The organism is Anaerococcus sp. NML200537 (assembly GCF_026131715.1).
In the GTDB taxonomy this organism is placed as follows: Bacteria; Bacillota; Clostridia; order Tissierellales; family Peptoniphilaceae; genus Anaerococcus; species Anaerococcus kampingae.
Genome location: NZ_JAMXSL010000016.1, coordinates 15,062 through 38,325, shown reverse-complemented (window position 1 = coordinate 38,325; position 23,264 = coordinate 15,062). Strand labels below are relative to the sequence as shown.

The 23,264-nt window shown below is 32.5% G+C and carries 24 protein-coding genes; 1 reads left to right on the top strand and 23 read right to left on the bottom strand.

Annotation, left to right across the window (positions count from 1 at the left end):
- Positions 1-50: 50 nt before the first annotated feature.
- The 9 genes from secG to nth form a co-directional block, all read right to left on the bottom strand.
- Positions 51-278, bottom strand: a complete 228-nt coding sequence (gene secG, locus NH288_RS06035; protein WP_106460305.1) for a preprotein translocase subunit SecG — start codon at positions 276-278, stop codon at positions 51-53.
- A gap of 106 nt (positions 279-384) precedes the next feature.
- On the bottom strand, positions 385-1,677 hold the full coding sequence (eno, locus tag NH288_RS06030; protein WP_265213896.1) for a phosphopyruvate hydratase: 1,293 nt from the start codon (positions 1,675-1,677) through the stop codon (positions 385-387).
- Positions 1,678-1,719: 42 nt separating this feature from the next.
- Complete coding sequence (gene tpiA / locus NH288_RS06025) at positions 1,720-2,472, bottom strand: triose-phosphate isomerase (protein WP_265213894.1); 753 nt, start codon at positions 2,470-2,472, stop codon at positions 1,720-1,722.
- A gap of 10 nt (positions 2,473-2,482) precedes the next feature.
- Entirely contained in the window at positions 2,483-3,679 is a 1,197-nt protein-coding gene (locus NH288_RS06020) for a phosphoglycerate kinase (RefSeq protein WP_265213892.1), read from the bottom strand.
- 49 nt (positions 3,680-3,728) lie between these two features.
- Positions 3,729-4,736 (bottom strand): type I glyceraldehyde-3-phosphate dehydrogenase, encoded by a 1,008-nt coding sequence (gene gap / locus NH288_RS06015; RefSeq protein WP_106460309.1) that lies wholly within the window; start codon positions 4,734-4,736, stop codon positions 3,729-3,731.
- A 65-nt stretch (positions 4,737-4,801) separates the two neighbouring features.
- Positions 4,802-5,728, bottom strand: coding sequence for a thioredoxin-disulfide reductase (gene trxB / locus NH288_RS06010; RefSeq protein ID WP_265213889.1), 927 nt, complete (start codon positions 5,726-5,728; stop codon positions 4,802-4,804).
- Between the two features lie 9 nt (positions 5,729-5,737).
- Positions 5,738-6,196: a tRNA (cytidine(34)-2'-O)-methyltransferase gene (locus tag NH288_RS06005; RefSeq protein ID WP_106460311.1), complete on the bottom strand. Its 459-nt coding sequence runs from the start codon at positions 6,194-6,196 to the stop codon at positions 5,738-5,740.
- A complete protein-coding gene (locus NH288_RS06000; RefSeq protein WP_265213886.1) occupies positions 6,189-7,031 on the bottom strand; it encodes an HAD family hydrolase in 843 nt (280 codons plus the stop codon). The genes NH288_RS06005 and NH288_RS06000 overlap by 8 nt, the downstream gene beginning before the upstream one ends.
- Positions 7,024-7,668 carry an endonuclease III gene (gene nth, locus NH288_RS05995; protein ID WP_265213916.1) on the bottom strand — a complete coding sequence of 215 codons (645 nt, stop codon included), beginning with the start codon at positions 7,666-7,668 and terminating at the stop codon, positions 7,024-7,026. The genes NH288_RS06000 and nth overlap by 8 nt, the downstream gene beginning before the upstream one ends.
- A gap of 102 nt (positions 7,669-7,770) precedes the next feature.
- Between nth and rodA the strand changes: the two genes are divergently transcribed.
- Complete coding sequence (rodA, locus tag NH288_RS05990; RefSeq protein ID WP_265213885.1) at positions 7,771-8,937, top strand: rod shape-determining protein RodA; 1,167 nt, start codon at positions 7,771-7,773, stop codon at positions 8,935-8,937.
- A gap of 25 nt (positions 8,938-8,962) precedes the next feature.
- Here the strand turns inward: rodA and NH288_RS05985 are convergent, their stop codons facing one another.
- The 14 genes from NH288_RS05985 to NH288_RS05920 form a co-directional block, all read right to left on the bottom strand.
- Complete coding sequence (locus NH288_RS05985; RefSeq protein WP_265213883.1) at positions 8,963-9,589, bottom strand: V-type ATP synthase subunit D; 627 nt, start codon at positions 9,587-9,589, stop codon at positions 8,963-8,965.
- Positions 9,579-10,955 (bottom strand): V-type ATP synthase subunit B, encoded by a 1,377-nt coding sequence (locus NH288_RS05980; RefSeq protein WP_265213881.1) that lies wholly within the window; start codon positions 10,953-10,955, stop codon positions 9,579-9,581. Before NH288_RS05980 ends, NH288_RS05985 begins: the two co-directional genes overlap by 11 nt.
- A 4-nt stretch (positions 10,956-10,959) precedes the next feature.
- Positions 10,960-12,702 carry a V-type ATP synthase subunit A gene (locus NH288_RS05975; protein WP_265213880.1) on the bottom strand — a complete coding sequence of 581 codons (1,743 nt, stop codon included), beginning with the start codon at positions 12,700-12,702 and terminating at the stop codon, positions 10,960-10,962.
- Positions 12,686-13,291 carry an ATPase gene (locus NH288_RS05970; RefSeq protein ID WP_265213879.1) on the bottom strand — a complete coding sequence of 202 codons (606 nt, stop codon included), beginning with the start codon at positions 13,289-13,291 and terminating at the stop codon, positions 12,686-12,688. The genes NH288_RS05975 and NH288_RS05970 overlap by 17 nt, the downstream gene beginning before the upstream one ends.
- A gap of 11 nt (positions 13,292-13,302) precedes the next feature.
- Positions 13,303-13,539 (bottom strand): V-type ATP synthase subunit F, encoded by a 237-nt coding sequence (locus NH288_RS05965; protein ID WP_106460319.1) that lies wholly within the window; start codon positions 13,537-13,539, stop codon positions 13,303-13,305.
- Position 13,540: 1 nt separating this feature from the next.
- Positions 13,541-13,975 carry an ATP synthase subunit C gene (locus tag NH288_RS05960; RefSeq protein WP_199792146.1) on the bottom strand — a complete coding sequence of 145 codons (435 nt, stop codon included), beginning with the start codon at positions 13,973-13,975 and terminating at the stop codon, positions 13,541-13,543.
- Positions 13,976-13,992: 17 nt separating this feature from the next.
- A complete protein-coding gene (locus tag NH288_RS05955) occupies positions 13,993-15,357 on the bottom strand; it encodes a V-type ATP synthase subunit I (RefSeq protein ID WP_399525098.1) in 1,365 nt (454 codons plus the stop codon).
- Positions 15,341-16,234 carry a hypothetical protein gene (locus tag NH288_RS05950; RefSeq protein WP_106460321.1) on the bottom strand — a complete coding sequence of 298 codons (894 nt, stop codon included), beginning with the start codon at positions 16,232-16,234 and terminating at the stop codon, positions 15,341-15,343. Before NH288_RS05950 ends, NH288_RS05955 begins: the two co-directional genes overlap by 17 nt.
- Before the next feature lie 2 nt (positions 16,235-16,236).
- Complete coding sequence (locus NH288_RS05945) at positions 16,237-17,217, bottom strand: V0D/AC39 family V-type ATPase subunit (RefSeq protein WP_106460322.1); 981 nt, start codon at positions 17,215-17,217, stop codon at positions 16,237-16,239.
- A 121-nt stretch (positions 17,218-17,338) separates the two neighbouring features.
- Positions 17,339-18,691 (bottom strand): tRNA (N6-isopentenyl adenosine(37)-C2)-methylthiotransferase MiaB, encoded by a 1,353-nt coding sequence (miaB, locus tag NH288_RS05940; RefSeq protein ID WP_265213874.1) that lies wholly within the window; start codon positions 18,689-18,691, stop codon positions 17,339-17,341.
- Positions 18,692-18,747: 56 nt separating this feature from the next.
- Entirely contained in the window at positions 18,748-20,820 is a 2,073-nt protein-coding gene (locus tag NH288_RS05935; protein ID WP_265213872.1) for a bifunctional 4-hydroxy-3-methylbut-2-enyl diphosphate reductase/30S ribosomal protein S1, read from the bottom strand.
- Positions 20,820-21,413, bottom strand: coding sequence for a lysophospholipid acyltransferase family protein (locus tag NH288_RS05930; RefSeq protein WP_265213870.1), 594 nt, complete (start codon positions 21,411-21,413; stop codon positions 20,820-20,822). The genes NH288_RS05935 and NH288_RS05930 overlap by 1 nt, the downstream gene beginning before the upstream one ends.
- Positions 21,403-22,056, bottom strand: a complete 654-nt coding sequence (gene cmk / locus NH288_RS05925) for a (d)CMP kinase (protein ID WP_265213868.1) — start codon at positions 22,054-22,056, stop codon at positions 21,403-21,405. Before cmk ends, NH288_RS05930 begins: the two co-directional genes overlap by 11 nt.
- The gene (locus tag NH288_RS05920) at positions 22,053-23,264 is read right to left on the bottom strand and encodes an NAD(P)/FAD-dependent oxidoreductase (RefSeq protein WP_265213866.1); all 1,212 of its coding nucleotides are present in this window, start codon (positions 23,262-23,264) and stop codon (positions 22,053-22,055) included. Before NH288_RS05920 ends, cmk begins: the two co-directional genes overlap by 4 nt.

Genomic DNA, 23,264 nt, shown 5'->3' with positions numbered 1-23,264 from the left:
AAATCTCCTTAGGATTTAATAAAAAAAGAGTCAAATTTCTTTGACCCCTCTTAGTTTAATGCTATAAATACTATACTTCCTAAAAATAAAAGTACTCCTCCAAAAATTACAACTTTGTCAAGCATTTCATTTTTTGATTTATGTGCACTTTTACCAAAAACATTAGTCTGTGTACCAGATAATGCTCCTAGTCCGTCAGTTTTAGGATCTTGTAGTGTTACTGCAACTATTACAATTGCAGATGCAATCATCATTATTACTGCAAGAAAATTAGACATATAGACACCTCCGTTCATACTTTTTTATAATACCGCAAATGGGCTATTTTTTCAATATTTATTATAAAAAGACTTGCTCATTTTATAAGCAAGTCTTTTAAAAATATTATTTTAAGTTGTATAGAGCGTCAAGACCTTTAAATCTTGCATCTTCCCAAAGCTCATCTTCAATTCTTAGAAGTTGGTTGTATTTAGCAACTCTGTCTGTTCTAGAAGGTGCACCAGTTTTGATTTGACCAGCATTTACTGCTACTACTAGGTCAGCTATTGTAACATCTTCTGTTTCACCAGATCTGTGAGAAACTATTGCTGTGTAACCAGCTTCTTTTGCCATTTCTATAGCATTTAGTGTTTCTGTTAGGGTACCGATTTGGTTAACTTTGATTAGGATTGAGTTTGCAACGCCTTCAGCTATACCTTTTTCAAGTTTGCTTGTATTTGTTACAAATAGGTCATCACCTACAAGTTGTACTTTCTTGCCAAGTCTTTCTGTAAGTTTTGCCCAACCTTCCCAGTCATTTTCATCTAGACCATCTTCAATTGAGATAATTGGATATTTGTTAACTAGTTCTTCTAACCAGTCGATCATTTCATCTTCTGTTTTAACTGTTCCTTCTCCGTCAAGGTGGTATTTACCATCTTCCTTGTTGTAGAATTCAGATGAAGCACAGTCCATTGCTATATAAACGTCTTTTCCTGGTTCATATCCAGCTTTTTTGATTGCTTCACAGATGATTTCAAGAGCTTCTTCGTTTGATTTTAGGTTTGGCGCAAATCCACCTTCATCACCTACAGCTGTGTTGTAGCCTTTGCTTGAAAGTACTGATTTAAGGCTGTGGAATACTTCTGTACCCATTTGTAGAGCGTGTGCAAAGCTTTCAGCTCCTAATGGGAAAATCATGAATTCTTGGATATCTACTGAGTTATCAGCGTGTTCTCCACCATTAAGGATGTTCATCATTGGTGTTGGAAGAAGTTTAGCGTTTGTTCCACCGATGTAGTTATATAGTGGCATACCTAGTTCATCTGCTGCTGCTTTTGCTGCTGCTAGTGATACACCTAGGATTGCGTTAGCTCCGAAGTTTCCTTTGTTTTCTGTTCCATCAAGTTCGATCATTCTGTTATCAATACCGATTTGATCTGTTACATCATAGATGCCAACAAGTTCATCAGCTATTTTATCATTTACATTTTCAACAGCTTTAAGAACTGATTTTCCAAGATAATAATCTTTATCTCCATCTCTAAGCTCTACTGCTTCCCATTCACCTGTAGATGCACCTGATGGTACTGCTGCACGACCGAAGCCGCCTAGTTCTGTTTCTACTTCAACTTCTACAGTTGGGTTTCCTCTTGAGTCAAGGATTTGTCTTGCATATACACTTGTAATTAAACTCATAAATATCTCCTTTTTATTTATAATATTTTTAAATAATTTAAACTATTTTGTGAAGTTTACTAAAGCAGCAAAGTCGCTTGCTTTTAGGCTTGCTCCGCCTACTAGGGCTCCGTCTATATTTTCTTTAGCCATAAGCTCAACAACATTATTTGGTTTTACTGATCCACCATATTGGATTCTTACTTTTTCAGAAGCTTCTTTTCCAAACATATCAGCTATTAGGCTTCTAATATAGCCGCACATTGCATCAGCATCATCACTAGATGCAGTTTTGCCTGTTCCTATTGCCCAGATTGGTTCATATGCTATGATTACTTTTTCTATATCTTCAGCTGAAACATCTTTTAAATCTTTTTCTATCTGAGATTTAACTTTTGCTTCGTGTTCATTTGCTTCTCTTTCTTCTAAAGTTTCACCACAACAAAGAATTGGTACTAGGTCATGAGCGAGAGCAGATTTAACCTTTTTGTTAATTAGGCAATCACATTCTTTAAAATATTCACGTCTTTCTGAGTGACCTAAGATTACATATCTTGCTCCGATATCTGTAAGCATTAGTGGAGAAATTTCTCCAGTATATGCACCACTTTCTTCGTAGTACATATTTTGTGCACCGAAAGCAACATTAGTACCTGCAAGTTTTTCTTTTGCAATTACTAAATCTATAGCAGGTGTACAAACTCCAGCTTCTACATTTTCATCTAGGTCTAAATTTTTGATTTCTTCAAGTAGCTTTTCTGCTTCAGAAACTGTCATATTCATTTTCCAGTTTCCTACTATAACTGGTTTGCGCATTTAAGACTCCTTATTTGTTTTCTATTGCTGTTATACCTGGTAGGTCTTTACCTTCTAGGAATTCTAAGCTTGCTCCACCACCAGTAGATACGTGTGTAATCTTATCTTTTAGGCCAGCCATCTCTATAGCTAGAGCACTGTCTCCACCACCTACAATTGTTATTGCATCTGATTCAGCTAGAGCTTGGGCAACTTTGTTTGTACCATCTGCGAATTCTTTTATTTCAAATACTCCCATTGGTCCGTTCCATACTACTGTCTTTGCTTCTTTAATTTTTGATGCAAATAGTTCAGCTGTCTTTGGCCCTATATCTAGGGCTTCTTTATCTGCTGGAATATTATCTATATCAACAACTTCTGTATCTACGCCTGCTTCTATCTTATCTGCTATTACAACATCAACTGGTAGTAGGATTTCTACGCCATTTGCTTCAGCTTTTTTGATTAATTCTAGAGATAGATTCATCTTATCTTCTTCAAGAAGTGATTTTCCTATTTCTTTACCTTGAGCTTTAAGGAAGGTGTAAGCCATACCACCACCGATTAGGATTGTATCAACTTTTGTTATAAGATTTTCTATAACACCAATCTTATCTGATACTTTAGCTCCACCAAGGATTGATACAAATGGATGTTCTGGTGCTTCTAGAGCCTTGCCCATTATGTCAATTTCTTTTTCTATTAGAAGGCCTACAGCTGATGGTAGGATGTTTGCAACTCCAACATTTGAAGCGTGTGCTCTGTGGCTTGTACCAAAGGCGTCATTTACATATAAATCAGCAAGTGAAGCTAATTCTTTTGCAAAATCTTCACCATTTTTTGTTTCTTCTTTTCTATATCTAGTGTTTTCTAGTAAGGCAATTTGTCCATCTTCGAGTTTGTTAACTTCTTCTTTTACTTTTTCATCAACTACTATTGGAGATGGTAAAAATTTAAATTGATTGCCATATACATTTTCTAAGTAATCTGCAACTGGCTTTAATGCGAATTCAGGGTTTGCTTCTCCTTTTGGCCTACCTAAGTGGCTCATGAGTATAACTATTGCACCATTTTCTGATAGGTAGTCTATAGTTGGCATAGCTGCTTTTATCCTAGCATCATCTGCTATCTTGCCCTTTTCTTCTTTTGATAAAGGTACGTTGAAGTCTACTCTTACTAAAACTTTTTTTCCCTTTACATCTAAGTCTTTTACTGTTTTTTTATTCATTATTCACCTCGAAAAAAAGGCGAGATTGTATCCCGCCTATTTAATAATCTTAAAGATTTGCTAGATAATCAAGTGTTCTAACTAGGTTAGATACGTATCCCATTTCGTTATCATACCAAGCAACTGTTTTAACTACTTGTGTGCCATTTGCACCTTCAACTATTTTTGTAAGTTGTGAGTCAAATACAGATCCTGCTGGGTATCCAACTATATCACTTGATACTATATCATCTTCTGTATATGCAAATGCATCGGATTCGTATTTTTTCATTGCTGCATTTACTTCTTCAACTGTTACTTTCTTTTCAAGTACAGAATAAAGTTCTGTTATAGATCCTGTTATTGTTGGAACTCTTAGAGCTGAACCATCGATTTTACCTTCTACTTCAGGAAGTACTTTACCTACAGCTTTTGCTGCACCTGTTGAAGCTGGAATTGTGTTTTGAGCTGCTGCTCTTCCGCCTCTAAGGTCTTTTTTAGAAGCTGGTGTATCTTGGATAGCTTGAGTTGCTGTATATGCGTGGATTGTTGACATTTGTCCAGAAACAAAGCCAAATTCTTTAGCTAATACATTTACCATTGGTGCAAGGCAGTTTGTTGTACAGCTTGCGCCTGAAACTACTGTTTCTGATCCATCAAGTATGTCGTGGTTTACACCAAAAACGATAGTTTTCATATCACCTTTACCAGGTGCTGAAATAAGAACTTTCTTAGCTCCGGCTTTAAGGTGAGCTTCTGCTTTTTCTTTTTCTGTAAAGAATCCTGTACATTCAAGTACGATATCTACGTTTAATTCTCCCCAAGGAAGATCTTCAGGATTTCTTTCTGCAAAAACTTTGATGTCTTTACCATTGATTTTGAAGCCTTCGTCTGTTAATTCAGCTTCTCCATTGAATCTGCCTTGCGCAGTATCATATTTGAAAGCATATAGTAGACCTGCTTTATCAATAAGGTCATTGATTGCTACAACTTCGATGTTGTCTTCTACTTCTGCGATTCTTCTTAAGGTAAGACGTCCTATTCTACCAAATCCGTTAATTGCTACTCTTGTTGTCATTATTTCCTCCTAAATTCTTTCTACATATTAAATATACTGACTTGTTATTTGCTTGTCAATATTATTTACCAGCTTTTGCTTTCAATATATCTATTTGCCATTACAGCAGCTATACATCCGTCGCTTGCAGCAGTCACTGCCTGTCTAACTGATTTCTTTCTTGTATCGCCTACTGCAAAGACACCTTCTATATTGGTTTTCATGTCTTCATCTGTTATAATATAGCCCTTTTCCATATTAAGTTTACCTTCAAATATTTCTGTTGAAGCTACATTACCTACAAATATAAATACCCCAATTGGTGAATTATTATCACCTTTTATGATTTTTTCTTCATTTGTTTTAACATTTTCTAAAACTAATTCTTCGACTTCCTTAGAACCACGGATTTCCTTTAGTACAGAATTTAATTCAAATTTAATTTTAGGATTTTTCTTAACATTTTCTATTACTACACCGCTAGCTCTAAATTCATCTCTTCTATGCACAATTGTTACAGATTTACCATATTTTGTTAGGAAATTTGCCTCTTCTAGGGCACTATCTCCCCCGCCTATAACGTATATATCAAGACCTTGGTAAAATGGTCCATCACAAGTAGCGCAATATGACACTCCCCTATTTGCAAACTCTTCTTCACCAGGCACACCAAGGTGTCTATGTCTTGCACCAGTTGAAATTATAATAGTCTTTGCCTCATAGGTGTTAGAATCAGTTGTTACTTTTTTTATTTTACCTTCAAGCTCAACTTCTTTAACATTTTCAAAGACAATCTCAGCATATTCCTTTGCTTGTTCTTCCATTCTTTCTGATAGAGCCATTCCTGTTGGATCTTCAATTGATCCTGGATAATTTTCTACAAAAGCTGTTCCAGAAATTTGGCCGCCAGCTATATCTTTTTCAATTATTAGTGTCTTTAGAATACTTCTACCTGCATAAAGACCAGCAGTAAGTCCAGCTGGACCTCCACCTATTATTATTAAATCGTACATATATCTCCTTTAAAAATTAAAATCTACTTGTCTTAAGGCTTCATAGACCACTATTGAAACTGAATTAGCAAGATTAAGCGATCTATTAAGCTTTTTTGTCATCGGTATAGTTATGATTTTGTCCTGATATCTCTCAAGTAAGTTAGAATCAATCCCTTCCTTTTCCCTTCCAAATATCAAAAAATCACCATCCTTAAAATTTATATCGGTATATTTTTGCTTACTTGGTGTTTCAACTAAATAAAAGTTTTTTCCATCAAGATAGGATAAAAATTCTTCCAAACTGTCATGAATAACTAAATCTACCTTATCCCAATAATCTATACCAGCCTTTTTAAGGTATTTATCTGATAAGTTGAATTTGAATGGCCTTACTAAATGCAATCGTGACTCTGTTAAGACACAAGTTCTTGCTATGTTACCAACATTACCAGGATGCTCTGGCATTAATAAAACGACATTATACATTTTTATTTAACCTCAGAACATAATCACAAGCCTCTACAATTCCTGAGGAGTCATTATCTCCTACAATTATATCAGCATATTTTTTTAGAGTTTCATTGGCATTGCCCATAGCAAAACCAAGCTTAGCATTTTTCACCATAGGAATATCGTTGTATGAATCACCTATAGCAGCTACCTCTTCTATACTTATACCCAAAATCTCACAAATCTCACTTATTGAATTCCATTTGCTAGAATTTTTATTTGATAGTTCAATAAGGTTTGAACCGGAAGATGTTATATAAAGTTTATCAGCAAACTTCTCATTCACCTTTGAAACGATTTCTTCTTTACTAAGTTTATTTTTATCTATACCTGAAATTTGAAATTTATTAGCAGACTTACCTTGAGATAATAGATAAGAAACTGGGTCTTCTTTTATTATCAAATCCACTTGGTAATTCATTCCATAATTATTATCAATTTTAAGATGTTTGATTCTATCCAAATTTACCCTATTTGTATAATAATTTTCTTCATCATAAAAATGAAATTCAAGTTTTAGTTCTTTACAAAATTCGAATAATTCTTTTAAAATATCGTCATCAATATAATATGTTTTATAAATATCATTAGATGCAAGAGCAATCATAGAGCCATTTGTAGCAACAATTGGATTATCATAACCTATTATCTTTTGATAATATCTTATAGATGATAAGACTCTTCCACTAGCAAAAATTGTCTTGATACCTGAATCATTTAATTTTCTAAGGGCTTTTATATTATTATCTGGCATTTTAATAGAGGAATCTAGCAAGGTTCCATCTATATCGAAAGCAAATAATTTAATCATTTTGCCTCCTGTAATATTCGCATAATTTATTTAATTGGCATTCTTCACATAGTGGATTTCTAGCCTTGCATAAGGCCCTACCATGAGTAATTATTTGATGGTGAGTTTTTGTCCATCTTGACTGATCTATATTTTTTTCTAATTGGTCTTCTGTCTTATCAACATTATTAGCATTAGCAAGACCAATCCTATTAGAAACCCTAAATACATGTGTATCTACTGCAATAGCTGGAATTCCATAAGCATTTGATACAACAACATTAGCTGTCTTTCTACCTACTCCAGGTAGTTTTTGTAATTCTTTTTTATCTTTTGGTACTATTGAATTATAATCATTAATAAGAATTTTGCTTGCAGCTTGTATATTTTTCGCTTTATTTCTGTATATACCAATAGATCTAATATAATTTTCTAGTTTCTTTATATCCATGTTTGCAAAATCTTCTGGTGTATTTGCCTCTTTAAACATTTCCTTTGTCACTTTATTTACACTAACGTCTGTTGCTTGGGCAGAAAGTATCGTTGCCACCAAAAGCTCAAAGGGTGTTGTAAAGTCAAGCATCGAATGATCCACATCTGGATACATTATATCTAGAAGATCTAATACTTTTTTTATGTTATTTTTAGATAAAATAATATCACCAACTTTCCCAATTATTATACTTTACTTATTTTTGCCTGCTAAGAATTGTTTTTGTTCATCATCTGCTATATAATAAATAAGAATTGGAGTGATAATATGTTTAATTTAAAAAAGAAAAATTTTAAAGACTTTGATATAATTTTACTATTGGTAACGATTTGTCTTTCTGTCTACGGATTAGTAGTTTTGTACTCAGCTTATGGCGGCAATCTGAGCGCAATAAAAACTCAGATTTTTGCTACAATATTGGGATTTTTGATTATAGGTGCACTTTGTACAATTGATTTAGATGTTATTAAGAAGCCCTATATGATTATGTATGCTGGAATGATTATAATGCTAATATCAACGCTATTTTTAGGTAGAGGTCTTGATGAATGGGGAGCTAGAAGCTGGATATATATTGGATCTTTTTCCTTCCAGCCAGCTGAAATAGCTAAAGTTATTCTGATATTTTGCCTAGCAGCCTTTCTAGATAAATATAAATATTCGATAAACTCTATAAAGACTCTAGTTTTGACTATCTTATTTGCCGGCTTTCCAATATTCCTTATACTTTTGCAGCCAGATTTTGGAACATCCATGGTATATTTGTTTTTTATAGCTGCAATGATATTTATAGTAGGAATCTCTTGGAAATGGATTGGAATTTTACTTGCTATTGGTCTTGTGGTAGGAATAATACTTCTTACAAATCTGAGTGGCTTTAGGGCTGATAGGATTGAAAACTTCCTAAATCCTAATAGAGATACATCAGGATCGAACTGGCAGCAACAACAAGGTATGATAGCTATAGGATCTGGTATGATTGGTGGAAGAGGATACCTTAACGGAAGCCAATCTCAATATGGTTATATACCCGAGAAAGAAACAGACTTTATTTTTTCAGTCTTAGCTGAAGAACTTGGTTTTGTTGGAGCAATTATCATGCTAGTCCTTTTTACAATCTTAATACTTAGACTTGTATTAATTGCAAAAACTTCAAATAATACTTTTATAAGCCTACTTGTAACAGGAATTGCTGGATTAATCTTCATACACGTTTTTGAAAATATCGGAATGACTATAGGACTTATGCCTGTTACGGGTATACCTCTTCCATTCTTTTCAAATGGAGGTACCTTCCAGTTAATTATCTTATCTTGTGTGGGACTGGCGCTTTCATCATCTATGCAAAAGACCCAGTATGATGATGGTATTGTTGATAATAATCGAGTTTCACCTCTTGAAGTTACAATGGTTAGACCATCTAAAAGAAAATAATAAAGTAAAAAGCCATCGTAATATTTTACGATGACTTTTTTTCTTTATTTCTTTTAACAATTTTTGTTTTAGAGAATTCTTCTCTTTCTTTTTCTTCAATACTTTGAGAAATACTTTTGATAAGTTCTGACTTTTGTGGTATCTGTATTTTTTCCAAAGAATTAACTTTTTTATTTGATTTTCTTATTTCTATTTCCAAGTTATTTATCGTACTATCAAGCTCTGCTAATTTAAAAATATCTGCTTTTAATTTATTAAAAGCTATTAAAGCTTCATCAAATAGAGAATTTGTCTGATAAAATGAATAAGATAAAGATAATTTCTTAGGAGTAAATCTTATTTCTGCTATGTCAGTCTGCATGAATTTTGTATTCTTTGTTTCTATTGAATTATCAATCGGTATAAGACCGGCTAAATTTTCTAGCTTAGCCTGGCCTATACTTGTCATAGCTTTATTGAAATTATGACTTACTTCATTCATTGTTTGGTTTACTTTTTTATTTAAAGCATCCCTATCCTTAATTTTACTCTCATGAGCATTCATTAAGGCTTTTCTTTTTTTATCTAGAATATCAAGACCAACATCTAATAGCTTTAGTTCTTCCTTAGCTTTTATTAGATTGGCTTTACTTGCTATTTGCTCATTGTTCATCAGTCTTACCTATAAATTTATCAAGATTTTTCTCAGATACCCTGTGAAGTTCGTTTCTTGGTAATATTTTTAATATATCCCAAGCTAAATCTAAACTTTCTTCAAGTTCTCTATTTTCACTTTGATCTTGTGATAGAAATTTGCTTTCAAATACATCACCGAATTCTAGGTATTTCTTATCAACTTCTGACAAATCATCCTCACCGACAATTTGTGCAATGTTTCTAACATCTATGACCTTGGAATATGATTCATATAATTGGTTCATTACATCTTCATGATCACTTCTTGTATAGCCCTCACCAATGCCATCTTTCATAAGTCTTGATAAAGAAGGCAAGACATTTATTGGTGGGTAGACTCCCTTACTTGAAAGGTTCCTATCTATTACTATTTGTCCTTCTGTAATATAACCAGTCAAGTCTGGAACTGGGTGAGTGATATCATCATTAGGCATGGTTAGGATTGGAATAAGGGTTACAGAACCTTTCACTCCCTCAATCATACCTGCCCTTTCATAAAGACTAGCTAGATTTGAATAAAGGTAACCTGGATAGCCCTTTCTTGAAGGTATCTCTCCTCTTATAGAAGATACTTCACGTAGGGCCTCACAATAACTTGTCATATCGGTTATGATTACAAGCACGTGGTAGCCTTTCTCGTAGGCAAGGTATTCAGCAGCTGTAAGGGCACATTTTGGAGCAAGAAGTCTTTCCATTATTGGTGAATCGGCTAAGTTTTGATACATTACTAGCTTGTCCTTTACTCCAGCTTTAGAAAAAGCATCTTCAAAGAACATTGCCTCATCTTTTTTAATACCCATAGCAGCAAAGACAAAGGCAAAGTCTTCATCAGTTTTTAGTTTAGCTTGTCTAATAATTTGAGCTGCAATTTCGTTATGTGGTAGACCTGATCCTGAAAAAATCGGCAATTTTTGGCCACGGATTAGGGTGGTCAAGGTATCAATAGCAGAAATTCCTGTTTGTATGAAGTCTCTTGGATATTCCCTTGCAACTGGATTTAGTGCAAGACCTTCGACAGGATAAGTTTCTTCTGAATAAATGTCTCCACCATTGTCAATAGGTTGACCTATACCATTAAAAGTCCTACCTAGAATACTCTCATTGAGAGGTAATTCTAATGGTTTTTCGTAGAAACTAACAACAATATCTTCTACAGAGAAATTATCTGTATTTGCATAAACCTCAATTGTTACAGTATCATCATCAACCATTACAACTGATCCTACAAACTCCATTCCTGCTGCATGAACAGAAACTAGGGCGTTGTAGGCTATATCACTTACTTTTTCAATTTCTATGATAGAAGATTCTATTTTTTTGATTTTTGTATATTCTTTTCTCAACAGCTTACCCCCTCAAATTAGCAAAATAATTCTCAATTTTAGAGCCTAGCTGGTTAAGCTTTTCTAATTTATCATTTTCAACATTGTATTTCATCTGGCTTATTTCATTTAATAAGTCAGAATCATAAATCTGTTTATATGAAATGCCATCTTTAAGAGCTTTGTTACTTAGATTATTGTATTTATCTATTATATCAAGCATCATAATTTGCTTATCCACAGGCACATACTTATCTATAGCGTTATAAGCATTTTGTTGTAGGAAACCATTTCTAATTAGGGCAGCCACATCTAGGGTATTTTTTTGTTCATCTGATAAGGCATCTGATCCAACTAACATCATTATTGATTTAACTTCTTCTTCAGAAATCAATACATTCATAAGTTTATTTCTTATAGCGATAATATCAGAATTGTAATGCTCTTTGTAGTAGTCTTGCATCTTTTCTAAGTAGTTAGTATATGAAGTTAGCCAGTTTATAGCTGGGTAATGTCTTGAATAAGCAAGTTTCCTATCAAGACCTAAAAACACATTTACAGAACGTCTGGTTGCTTCAGTTACTGGTTCTGAAAAGTCTCCACCCGATGGAGATACAGCCCCTATTAAGGTTACTGAACCTTTTGTTCCATTTAGGTTTTCGAAATATCCAGCTCTTTCATAAAATTTGGAAAGTCTTGATGCAAGATAGGCAGGATAGCCCTCTTCTGCAGGTATCTCTTCTAGCCTTGCGGAAATTTCCCTTAATGCCTCTGCCCATCTAGAAGTAGAATCTGCCATTAGAGCCACATCATAGCCCATATCCTTATAGTATTCTGCGATAGTTATACCTGTATATATACTTGCCTCTCTTGCAGCAACTGGCATGTTTGAAGTGTTAGCAATCAGGATTGTCCTTTGCATAAGGTCCTTACCTGTATTTGGGTCGATCAGGTCTGGGAATTCCTCAAGTACCTGAGTCATCTCATTCCCTCTTTCACCACAACCAATATATACTATGATATCAACATCAGAATATTGGGCAAGCTGGTGTTGAAGCATTGTCTTACCTGTACCAAATCCTCCAGGAATTGCAACTGTACCTCCCTTTGCTATTGGGAAAAATACATCTAATACCCTTTGGCCAGTAACTAAAATATTTTGTAAGGTTAAGGCTTTTTTAACTGGCCTAGGATTTCTTACAGGCCAATATTGGTAAAGTTTAAGGTCAAAAACACCTTCATCATTTTCTACCTTTAGTATGGTATCTTCAAGCTTATATTTACCATCTTCCTTAGCTTCAACTATTACACCAGTAAAGCTAGACATTAGTCTATGCTCTATTACTTCTGTCTCTTTTATAGTGGCGTAAATATCTGCTTTTTTAATCTTGTCACCTTTTTTAAATTTAATTTTAACATCCCATTCTTTTTCAAGATCAAGGTTGTCAAAACCAATACCGGATGGTATAAAGGCTCCGTGTTTATCCATTATATCTTTAAGAGGTCTTTCTATACCATCAAACATATTTCCTAATAGACCAGGACCTAGTCTTACTGATAAAGGCATTGATGTAGAGATGATATCCTCTCCTACTTTTAGACCTGATGTATCCTCGTATACCTGAATAGTTGCAAGGTCACCTTCGACAGAAATAACTTCCCCAATTAGTTTTAAATTACCAACTGAAACCATCTCTCTAATTTTAAGTCTTCTTGCGTTTTGAGCATAAACAACAGGTCCATTAATTGTTTTAATTATTGGATTCATTAAAACGCTCACTTTCAAGAACTTGGTATAATTTTTTACCAAATTCATATTTTTTATCTCTAATTCTTTCTTTATAGCTAAAATTATATCTGAATTCATTATTGATATCTTTTAGTATAAAGCCACCTATATAAGTGTTATCCATCGCTTGCTTATTTTTAAAATCTATTAAAGCTAAGTCATCTTCTAACACACATACTACAATCTCATCTTCTGATAAAGAAAGTTCTTTCATAACCATTTTTATTTCAGTAGATAAAGATTTTTTATAAGCATCTGTTTGTTTATATGCCCTTAGTTTACTAATTAATCTATTATAAAAATCATCAAGCAATTCTTCCTTGTAAGCAAAAAAGTTATTTTTTTCTTCTTGCTTAATTTTTGATATTTCTTCGTTTTTTCTTATTTTTAGAAAGTTTTTACGATCTTTAAGTTTTTCTTCAAATTCTTGACTTCTTTGTTTATTCTTATTATCGATATAGGATGAATTCTTTTCGGTTGATAGGAATAATTCCTCATCCGTTTTTATCTTTTCTTCATCCCAAACCATCTTTCTAAAACTTGATAGTTTTGCTTCTAAGTCTAGCATAATCAATCCTTTCAGCCATCAATAATTACAATTAAAGGCATTGTGTAATCTCTTCTATAATTATCAATCCTATTATTATTTTTATTATAAACTGATCTTGTAATTATCAATATAGCAAGATTCTCATCCTTGTATGAATTCCTAAATTCCTCTTCAAAATTATTCTCATCAACCAAGCTTGCTTCAATAGCTCCAAGACGAAACATTGTAAGCAAGTTGTTTGAATCAGTTAGAATCTTTGCTTTCATTTTATGCGTATAGGATTAGGATTGAAATAATTACACCAAAGATTGCAATACCTTCAGCAAGACCAACAAAGATGATTGTTCTACCAAGTATTGATTGGTCTTCAGAAATTGCGCCAAGTGCTGCAGATCCTACTGTACCAACTGCATAACCAGTACCGATTGTAGCAAGACCTGTTGAAAGGGCTGCACCTATATATTTAAGTCCATCGCTTGCTGTAGCTGTTGCAGCTGCAGCTTCTCCTGCTGCTTTTGATGTTGATGGAAGAATTAATACCATAATCATCAACATTAGTGGTACAAAGGTAAATAAATTTATCTTTAATGCTTTTTTTATTTTTGCTTTTGAGCTATCTTCGTTATTTTTTAGTAGGTATAAACCTGAATAAATTGTCATAATGACAACTGCTAGTGCAAGTAATGCTGTATATTTAATCATATTCTTCTCCTTTTAAATTAGTTTTCCTTAATTGGTCTAAATTTACGACCGTTTCCTTGATAATACTTACTAAACATTTCATAAAATTCTAGTCTTAGACCTTGGATAAAGACAATCATTCCTTCAAGGCCAATGATTAAAACATTACCAAATATTAATATTATTATTCCAAAAATCCCGCCACCAACAAGTTTGCTCATAACTTCAAAGGCCATGTATAGACCAACGTGGTTGATAGCAAAGGCTCCAACCCTAGTAAATGAAACAAGATTTGAAAATACTGAAAGCAAGGCTTCTATTATTGAAAATGAACTTTCAACATAATAATCTGAGGCACTTGATTCAAAGACCTCATCTCTTTTTTCAATTTTAGCTGATATTGGTTTAGAAAATACTATCATTATTATTGATAGAATCAACAGACAAAGAGCAAAAGGCATTGGAAGTGGATTTACATTTACAATGTTAAGTATTAATAAAACAAATGAAATCATCATCAAGAGTCCTGCAAGGCCTTCCTTACCAAAGATTCCTTCTTCGATATTTTTTTGTTTTACTAATTTGTTATAAATACCTAGACAATATGCAATTACAAGTAGCATTATACCAAAGGCTACTGATGCTATAAGGACTTTCATGATATTATCAAATGGTTTAATCAATAATGTAGGAATCAATGTCTCTATTCCAAAAAATGATCCATACATCAAACCAAAGAAACAAGCAGAAAATCCAATTCTTCTTATTAGTGATCCGAAGGTTTTATTAATCTTATCTACAAAAAAGCTTAGAAGAATAAAAACTAAACCTTGTCCTAAATCACCAAACATCATTCCATAGAGGAGCATATAAGTTACTGCGAAAAATGGAGTTGGGTCAATTTCGTTATAATTAGGTGCTCCATACATATTTACTAGGAATTCGAAGGGTCTAAAGAGCTTGTTATTTCTTAACTTTGTTGGTGGCTCTTGATTATATTTTTTTTTTACTTCTACGTTTGTTTTGTCGTATTTTTTGGATAAAGATTCAAATTCTTTTACCTTAGAATTTGGAACCCAACCAGTTAAGTATAAATATTTTTCACCCTTGGCCATCTTACTAATGATATTTTCGCTTTTTTCATAGTATTCAACAGTACTTGGTAAAGATTCGAAAGTTTCTTCGTTATTATCCTTAAAATCTTTGATATCTTTTTCTAGATTATCTAATTCCTTTCCTATACTACTTAACTTAGCATTTATTGTATCAAGATTCTCATCAGGAAGTTCCATATCGATAAAGCCCATTGTATTTACTGCCCTACCTATATCTTCACTAACCTGTTTTGGATAGACTAATAGATAATTTTCTTTAGAGTTTTTTATTTTATCTGTCATTGCCATCCTCCTTGATTATTTTTTCGAATGCTTCATCTACGAGCATGTCAACCTCATCCTTGTATAGGCTTTCAATGCTAGATTTCTTGTCAGAAAAAGATTTTTTAATTTCACTAGCTTCTTTGCTTATTTCTTCATCGTTGTTTTTATTTAACTCCGCAACTTCTCTTGTAATTTTTTCAAGATAGGTTTGATCAATCTTATTAGCAACTTTTAAGCTTTCAGCTTTTTCATTTTCAATTATAGCATCAACACTTCTTCTTCTTTCACTAGTTTTATTGTCTAGCTCAATCAAAGTGTTAATCGCATCAGCACTTTTAGTATCTTCATCGTTTAAGTGGATGATTAGTGATGGTATATTTTCGTAGTTATTTTTTAGAATAAATCTACCATCTTTTGTCACCTCGCCATATCTAAAATCGAAATAGTTTAAGTGCTTAATCTTATCAATATCAACATCTGCCCTATTTAGAATCTCCAAATTATTTTTATAAGTTAATAATTTTTCTTTTTCTTCAACAAGGCTTTCTCGTCTTTTAATCATCGGCTCAAGTCTAGTATATAGTCTGTCAAGTTCATCTTTCTCAATAACTTTAGTTATTTTACCGATTTTTTCATCATCTTTAATATCAAAGAATTTCTTTAGATAATCAAGTTTTTCAAGTTCTTCTTTGCTAAGACCTTGAAAGCTTGTAATACTATTCATATCCTCAGTCAGTTCGACATTTTCGCTACTAGCCTTGACAGAGAAAGCTCTACTAGCCACTTGACCAAAAGCATCAATTGGTTCGATTTGACCTATATTTATTACATCCTTTAATAAATCGGTAAGATTTTCTAGTCTGGATGTAATATTAACTAGGTTCATTTTTTCTACTGCCATATCTACCTTCCTATTAACAATTCTCTTTTCTGATTGTAATCATATCGTCCATCCATCTCTAGTATGGAAATAATATTTTTAATATCCAAGTATAAAAGATTTATTGCAGAAATAACATAAAGGATGTCACAATTCTCACTGATTATTTCATCTCTAGAATTCTTCCATCTTCTATCTTGTATTCTTTTATAAACCAAATCTTCATTCTCAAAAATATTTTTATACCTACTATCAGAAAAATACTCTATAAATTCGTCCTTATTGAGATTAGATATCTCTCTAAGTCTGTCTGCATTAAACAGATATCCACCCTCTATAAGATAGTTAAAAACTTCGTTATTATTTATTTCAAAAAAAGATTTTAACCTGTAAAGCATTTCAAAATTCAACAAGTTGATTTCTTCAGCTATATATCTGTTGATGTACTTATAATCATTGCTAGGGAACTTTTCGCTCATTTTTAGTAAGTCTCTATAATACAATTTTATAAGAGCATTAGAAGATAAAAATATCAATTGGTCTTGATCCATATTTTCATTTAAAAACGGCTCCAAGACCCTTTTTATATGTTTATCTTTAATAGATTCAACAAAATCATGTAAAGAAAAACTAGCTGATAGCTCCATTCCTTCAAAAAACGGGCTGTTTACGAAGTATTTATAGTTATCTGATAAAGAATCATTTAATATACTTGTAATTATTTCTTGTATCAAATAAATTTTGTAAATTGAGAAATATAATTCATAAAATTTTTTATCTAAGCCTCTTAAAAAGAAGTCAATTGACCTTACTTGCTTGAAAAAATAATTATTTAATTTTTCTTCAACAATTAGTTTATCATCATCAGCTGATAGAAATTCATAATTTTTCTTTAAATATGAGATTTTTCTATCAAAATCATTCTCATTTATAGTTCTTTCTAGCAAATAATCATCTAAAAGTTTCCCCAATTTAGCCTTAGCTTTTACAGAAACATCTTTCATAAAACCTCCTTTCCTGACATTAACATATTGTACCTTAAATTCTTTTATAAAAAAAGCTTTTTAAATAACTAATATCATTTATATATATCTGGAAAAGGACTTAAGCCCAGCTAAGGCTGGGCTATTCAACTAAGTCTCCTGATATTGTAAAGGATGTATTGTCGTTTATTTTTACTTTTACAAATTCTCCAATTAAACTCTTATCGGCTTTCACATGAACTAACTTGAAATCATCAGTTCTACCTGTAAGAACTTCAGGATTATTTTTACTTTCTGATTCTAATAATACCTCTACAGTTTTACCTATATAAGTCTTATTCTTTTCATAAAAATGTGGATATAAGACATCTAAAAGCCTATCAAATCTATCTTGGATTACATCATCATCTAATGGAGTAAGTTTTGCAGCCCTTGTCTTTGGCCTAGGTGAATATTTGAAAGTAAAGGCTGTGTCGTAACCTACTATATCACATACCTTAAGTGTTTCTTTAAAATCTTCTTCTGTTTCTGTAGGATAACCTACTATTATATCTGTTGAAATTGCGATTTCTGGTATTTCTTCTTTAAGTTTTCTAACTCTTTCAAGATACTTTGCCTGATCATAATGACGATTCATGTCTTTTAGAATTTTTGATGAACCAGATTGAAGTGGTAAATGAAAATACTTACATATATTGTCGTTTCTTTTAATTACTTCTACAAGTTCATCGGATAAATCTTTTGGATGACTTGTTGTAAACCTAAGTCTTTTTAGATTTGGTATTTGAGCTACTTTTTCTAAAAGCTCTGGGAATGTGTGTTTGAAATCGGCTTTGTTGCCATAAGAATTAACATTTTGACCAAGTAAGGTTATTTCTTTATAGCCATTGTTAACCAAATATTCTACCTCTTCTATAATTGATGAAGGGCGTCTTGATTCTTCCCTACCTCTTGATTCAGGAACTATGCAATAGGAACAGAAATTATCACAACCGGTCATTATATTTACATAGGCTTGAAAATCATTTGGGGTGTTATATTTTACAAAATCATCTTTTACATTATCTGTTGATATATCGACGACTCTTTCATTTGTTTCAAGATATCTAAAGATTAAATCCTTAAGGGAGTTGATGTTTTTAGTACCAAAGATGATATCTACTTCCTTATGTTTATCAATTATAACATTTCTAGCTACTTCAGTTTGCATCATACATCCTGATACAGCAATTATTTTTTCGGGATTTTCTTTTTTCAGTTTCTTTAATGATGAAACTTGACCATATAGCTTTAGCTCTGCATTTTCTCTTACTAAGCATGTATTGAATAAGATAAAATCTGCCTTATTCCTATCCTCTTCATATCTATAACCCAAATCTTCTAGGATATAGGATATTCTTTCAGAATCATGCTCATTCATTTGGCAGCCAAAGGTTGTTATATTGTAGGTCTTTCCTCTAAAGAAATCTTTGTATTTATCTAATTTGTCAGACATGTTCCTCCTTTAAGTAAAAAAAGAGATGATAAAAATCATCTCCATTTTTATTAATCTTACTCAGCGTCTTCTTCAATAGATCCAAGTAAATCTTCTGAACCTTGTGCTGATAGAGCTTGTGCAAGCATATCTCCAAGGTTGTTATTTAGGTCATCATCACCAAATGATGAAGAAGAATTATCTTTTTCTACTTTTCTTCTTGGTCTATCGTTAGTTCTAGCTTGTCTTCTTGGTTTTCTTTCTGGTCTTTCTGGAGCTTCTTTTAAAGCTTTAATGCTAAGACCGACTTTTTCATCTTCAGTATCTATTGAGATTATCTTTACTTCGATTGTGTCACCAACTGTAAGCTCATCAGATGGTTTTTCAACGTGATCCCAAGAAATTTCTGAAACATGAACTAGGCCTTCTACACCATCAGCTACTTCTACAAATGCACCAAAGTCAAGTAGGTTTACTACTTTTCCTTCAACTACATCACCAACTTTGTGGCTATTTACAAAACTTTCAAATGGTTTGTCTAGAAGTTGTTTGCGACCTAAAGATATTCTGTTTTTTTCTTTATTTAGTTTTAGGATTTTAACTTCGATTTCATCATCAACATTTAGTACATCTGATGGGTGTTCAACTCTTGTCCAAGCGATATCTGAAACATGAAGTAATCCGTCAAGTCCGTTAACTTCTACGAATGCACCAAAGTCAGTTAATCTTGCTACCTTTCCAGTAACGACTTGGCCTTCTTCTAAATCTTCCCAAAGGTCATCAAGTTCTGCTTCAAGTACATCTTTTCTAGATAGAACAAGTCTATTTTTTCTTTCATCGATACTGATGATCTTTAGATCCCATTCTTCACCAACAAATTTCTTAAGATTTTTTACAAAGTAAGTTGCTATTTGGCTAGCAGGTACGAAACCATTTACACCATTAACTTCAACAGTAAGGCCGCCCTTGTTAAAGCCAACAACTTTACCATGTACTAATTCGTCATTTTCAAACTTTTCAGAAAGTTCTTTCCATGCTTTCATACCTTCTACTCTTCTAGTAGATAGGCTAACATTACCTTCACCATCATCAAGTTTGATAACGAATACGTCTATATCATCACCAACTTCAAAGCTGTTTTTAGGATCTTTTTGTTCCTCTTCAGTCATTTCGTCTAGTTTAACAATACCATCTGCACGATATTGGATATCTACAAATACCTCATCATCTTTAACATTGATTACTGTACCTGTGATCACCTCTTTAGGGTAAATCTTCTTTAAACTATCCTCTAGACTGTTCATAAATTCTTCTTTTGTGAATTCATCCATACTACTTACTACCTCCTTAATAATCGAATCAGGCGTAGATGCACCTGCGATTATTCCTAATTTTTTAAATTTAGAGAGCTTTTGCAAAGGTAGATCTTTAACAGTTTCAATCCTTAAAACATTTTTACAATACAAACTAGCTACTTGATATAGCTTGTTTGTGTTAGAACTATTAAAACCACCAACTACAATCATACAATCTACATAAGCCGCTAATTTTTTAGCAGACTCTTGCCTTAATTTTGTAGCATTGCATATTGTGTTTTCTATTACTACACTATCATTATTTTCTTCTAACTTGTTAGCAATATTTACAAAAAATTCAAACCTATTTGTAGTCTGGCTAACTACATATAGCTTCTCATAATTCTTAATATTTTTTGTTTCAGTCTCATCTGATACTACTATACCATTGTTTATAAAAGATTCCATAGCAATTATTTCTGGATGCTTCTTATCTCCAACAATTATTACCTGATAGCCTTCCTTTTCTTTATCAGAAATCTTCTTATATATACTGTTTAAAACAGGACAAGTTGCATCGTAAAGTTCGTTGCCATTAGCAATAAGCTTATCTTTAAAGCTTTTGTCTTCTCCATGGGCTCTTATGACTATTAAGGAATCTTTGATTTGAAGAGCCTCTTCGTGATCAATAACTTTTAGTCCTTTTTTCTCAAATTCTGCCACTAATTGTGGATTATGGATTAAAGGACCTAAAGTATATTTATCTTTTTTTGATTCTAAAGCTTTTTCGGCAAGGTCAACACTTCTTTTGACCCCAAAGCAAAAGCCAGAATTATCTGCAATAATAATTTCCATTATCTACTCTCTTTCAATTCTTTACTATGTTCATATAAATTTATGAAAATATGGTTAGAAATTTTTTTCATCGCTTCTTTATTTTTTAGGTTTGAATATTTTTCTATCCTCATTGGTTCCTTAACATAAATATCTACCCTTGAGAACAGCTTATAATTTGTTACAATTTCAATTGGCAATATATCAGCCTTAGCTTTCAAAGCTATGAATCCTACTCCCTCTTTCATATTTTCCCTATCAATGGTTTTGACTCTGGTTCCCTCAGGGAAAATTCCTAGGGTATGGTCTTCCTTAATTAGGTTTATAGCATGTCTTAAGGCCTTGAGGTCATTTCCTTGTCTATCTACTGGAAACATTCCTGCTTTTTTTAATAAAGTTCTAAGGACAGGGATTTCAAAAAGTTCTTTTTTTGCCATAAAATAAAATCTTATAGGTAAGGATATAGCAAGGAAAAAAGGGTCAAGATTAGACCAGTGATTTGCACATGCTATAAAATTTGCATCCTTTGGTATAAATTCCTTACCATGAACGTGGATCCTATAAAAAGGAAAAAGTAAAATCCTTACAAGTATAACCAAAAAATTATAAAACATCAGTTTTCTCCACATACGAAAGTATCAATTCAATTGTTTGGTCAATATTAAGTTCTGAGTTATCAATTAATATTGCCCCTTCTGCTAGCTTTAATGGAGAAATATCTCTATGGGAATCATAGTCATCCCTCTTTATAATTGCCTTTTCAATCTCTTCTACACTTAGTTCTGATTCACCCTGATCAAATCTTCTTTTAGCCCTCGTTAGGGCAGAAGCAGTTAAGTAAAATTTATATTTAGCATTTGGAAATACTACACTTCCTATATCCCTACCATCTAGGATGAAAGATGTATTTTTAGCTATTTGTCTTTGAAGGTCTACCATCTTCTCCCTAACATAGGATTTGGCTGAAACCCAAGAGACATTAGCTGTAATTTGATCATTTCTTAGGGCTTTAGTGACGTCACTTCCTAAAAGATATAATTTTTCATCCTTAAAATCGATCTCTATTTCATCAATTAACCTTATTAAAATCTGATCATCAGTTTTTTCATCCATACCCTTATCTAAGAAAAACTTAGTAACAGCCCTATACATTAGGCCTGTATTTAAGTATTCTATTCCTAATTTTTTAGCCAAAATTTCAGAAACAGTTGATTTTCCAGAACCACTTGGCCCGTCTATCGCTATTATATATGTCATATTTTCTCCCTTATATATTGTGAGCAAGCATAAGCTGTAGAAAAGTAGATTTGAAGATTGTACCCTCCAGTAAGGCTATCTATATCAAGGATTTCGCCTACAAAAAATAAATTATCAATTTTTTTAGACATCATGTTGCTTGGATTTATTTCAGATAAGTCTACCCCACCCCTGGTAACAACTGCTGATTCATAGCCGCCAAATTTAAGAAAATTTAGCTCGAATTTCTTTAAATTTTCTATTATTAGCATCCTCAAGTCCCTACTAAGCTCACTCGCCCTTAGGTCTTTATCAATTTTAAGTCTTTGACCAATTACCCCTACTAAGCTATCGTTGATTATAGATTTTAGAATATTTAGAATAGATTTTTTGGGATTTTGATTTATTAAATCAAGTAAAAGGTCGTCTAATTCATTATAAGTGTATTTTGTAAAAAAATCTATATAAATATGATTTACCTTGTCATTATCAATTAAGGAACTTGCCCTTAGGACTACTGGTCCTGTTATAAAATCAGAATTTATTAATATATCTCCAACCTGATATACTGAATTTTCATCAGACTCCAGACTAAGGCCTACATCTTTTAGAGATAGGGCCTTGATATTAAGTTTATCTTTAATGAAGATAGGAACCAGCACTGGACTAATTTTGCTAATATGGTGACCAAGTTTTTTGCATAGGTCATATCCTAGTCCATCTGATCCAGTTTTAGGATACGACTTACCTCCAGTAGCTATAACAAGACTATCAAATTCAAATTTATGATCATCAGTTTTGACAATAAACTTTTTATTCTTCTTAATATCTACAACTTTTGTATTTGTTAATAAATTTATACCTAAGTCGTTTATTTTTTTATAGAAAAAGTCAATAAGGCTTTGTGACTGTTGGGATTTAGGAAATACCCTCCCATCTTCTTCTGCTATTGTTGCAATGCCTTCACTTTCTAAAAAGTCTATTAAGTCATAATTATTAAATTTAGCATAGGAAGAGTAGACAAATTTTTTATTTCTTACAACTTTATCGAGGAAATCTCCATCATATGACATGTTCGTGATGTTGCACCTTCCTCCACCTGTCATTTTGAGTTTCCTAGCTATTTTAGAATTCCTCTCAAGAATATATATTTCATTATTTTCGTTTTTTGCAAGAATGGCTGTCATAAGTCCAGCTGGTCCTGCTCCAATAATTCCAATTTTTTTCAT

Excerpts from the sequence above, each read along its gene's own strand:
- secG (WP_106460305.1), bottom strand. The coding sequence starts at position 278 with ATGTCTAATTTTCTTGCAGTAATAATGATGATTGCATCTGCAATTGTA.
- eno (WP_265213896.1), bottom strand. The coding sequence starts at position 1,677 with ATGAGTTTAATTACAAGTGTATATGCAAGACAAATCCTTGACTCAAGA.
- tpiA (WP_265213894.1), bottom strand. The coding sequence starts at position 2,472 with ATGCGCAAACCAGTTATAGTAGGAAACTGGAAAATGAATATGACAGTT.
- NH288_RS06020 (WP_265213892.1), bottom strand. The coding sequence starts at position 3,679 with ATGAATAAAAAAACAGTAAAAGACTTAGATGTAAAGGGAAAAAAAGTT.
- gap (WP_106460309.1), bottom strand. The coding sequence starts at position 4,736 with ATGACAACAAGAGTAGCAATTAACGGATTTGGTAGAATAGGACGTCTT.
- trxB (WP_265213889.1), bottom strand. The coding sequence starts at position 5,728 with ATGTACGATTTAATAATAATAGGTGGAGGTCCAGCTGGACTTACTGCT.
- NH288_RS06005 (WP_106460311.1), bottom strand. The coding sequence starts at position 6,196 with ATGTATAATGTCGTTTTATTAATGCCAGAGCATCCTGGTAATGTTGGT.
- NH288_RS06000 (WP_265213886.1), bottom strand. The coding sequence starts at position 7,031 with ATGATTAAATTATTTGCTTTCGATATAGATGGAACCTTGCTAGATTCC.
- rodA (WP_265213885.1), top strand. The coding sequence starts at position 7,771 with ATGTTTAATTTAAAAAAGAAAAATTTTAAAGACTTTGATATAATTTTA.
- NH288_RS05985 (WP_265213883.1), bottom strand. The coding sequence starts at position 9,589 with ATGAACAATGAGCAAATAGCAAGTAAAGCCAATCTAATAAAAGCTAAG.
- NH288_RS05975 (WP_265213880.1), bottom strand. The coding sequence starts at position 12,702 with ATGAATCCAATAATTAAAACAATTAATGGACCTGTTGTTTATGCTCAA.
- NH288_RS05970 (WP_265213879.1), bottom strand. The coding sequence starts at position 13,291 with ATGCTAGACTTAGAAGCAAAACTATCAAGTTTTAGAAAGATGGTTTGG.
- NH288_RS05965 (WP_106460319.1), bottom strand. The coding sequence starts at position 13,539 with ATGAAAGCAAAGATTCTAACTGATTCAAACAACTTGCTTACAATGTTT.
- NH288_RS05960 (WP_199792146.1), bottom strand. The coding sequence starts at position 13,975 with ATGATTAAATATACAGCATTACTTGCACTAGCAGTTGTCATTATGACA.
- NH288_RS05955 (WP_399525098.1), bottom strand. The coding sequence starts at position 15,357 with ATGGCAATGACAGATAAAATAAAAAACTCTAAAGAAAATTATCTATTA.
- NH288_RS05950 (WP_106460321.1), bottom strand. The coding sequence starts at position 16,234 with ATGGCAGTAGAAAAAATGAACCTAGTTAATATTACATCCAGACTAGAA.
- NH288_RS05945 (WP_106460322.1), bottom strand. The coding sequence starts at position 17,217 with ATGAAAGATGTTTCTGTAAAAGCTAAGGCTAAATTGGGGAAACTTTTA.
- miaB (WP_265213874.1), bottom strand. The coding sequence starts at position 18,691 with ATGTCTGACAAATTAGATAAATACAAAGATTTCTTTAGAGGAAAGACC.
- NH288_RS05935 (WP_265213872.1), bottom strand. The coding sequence starts at position 20,820 with ATGGAAATTATTATTGCAGATAATTCTGGCTTTTGCTTTGGGGTCAAA.
- NH288_RS05930 (WP_265213870.1), bottom strand. The coding sequence starts at position 21,413 with ATGTTTTATAATTTTTTGGTTATACTTGTAAGGATTTTACTTTTTCCT.
- cmk (WP_265213868.1), bottom strand. The coding sequence starts at position 22,056 with ATGACATATATAATAGCGATAGACGGGCCAAGTGGTTCTGGAAAATCA.
- NH288_RS05920 (WP_265213866.1), bottom strand. The coding sequence starts at position 23,264 with ATGAAAAAAATTGGAATTATTGGAGCAGGACCAGCTGGACTTATGACA.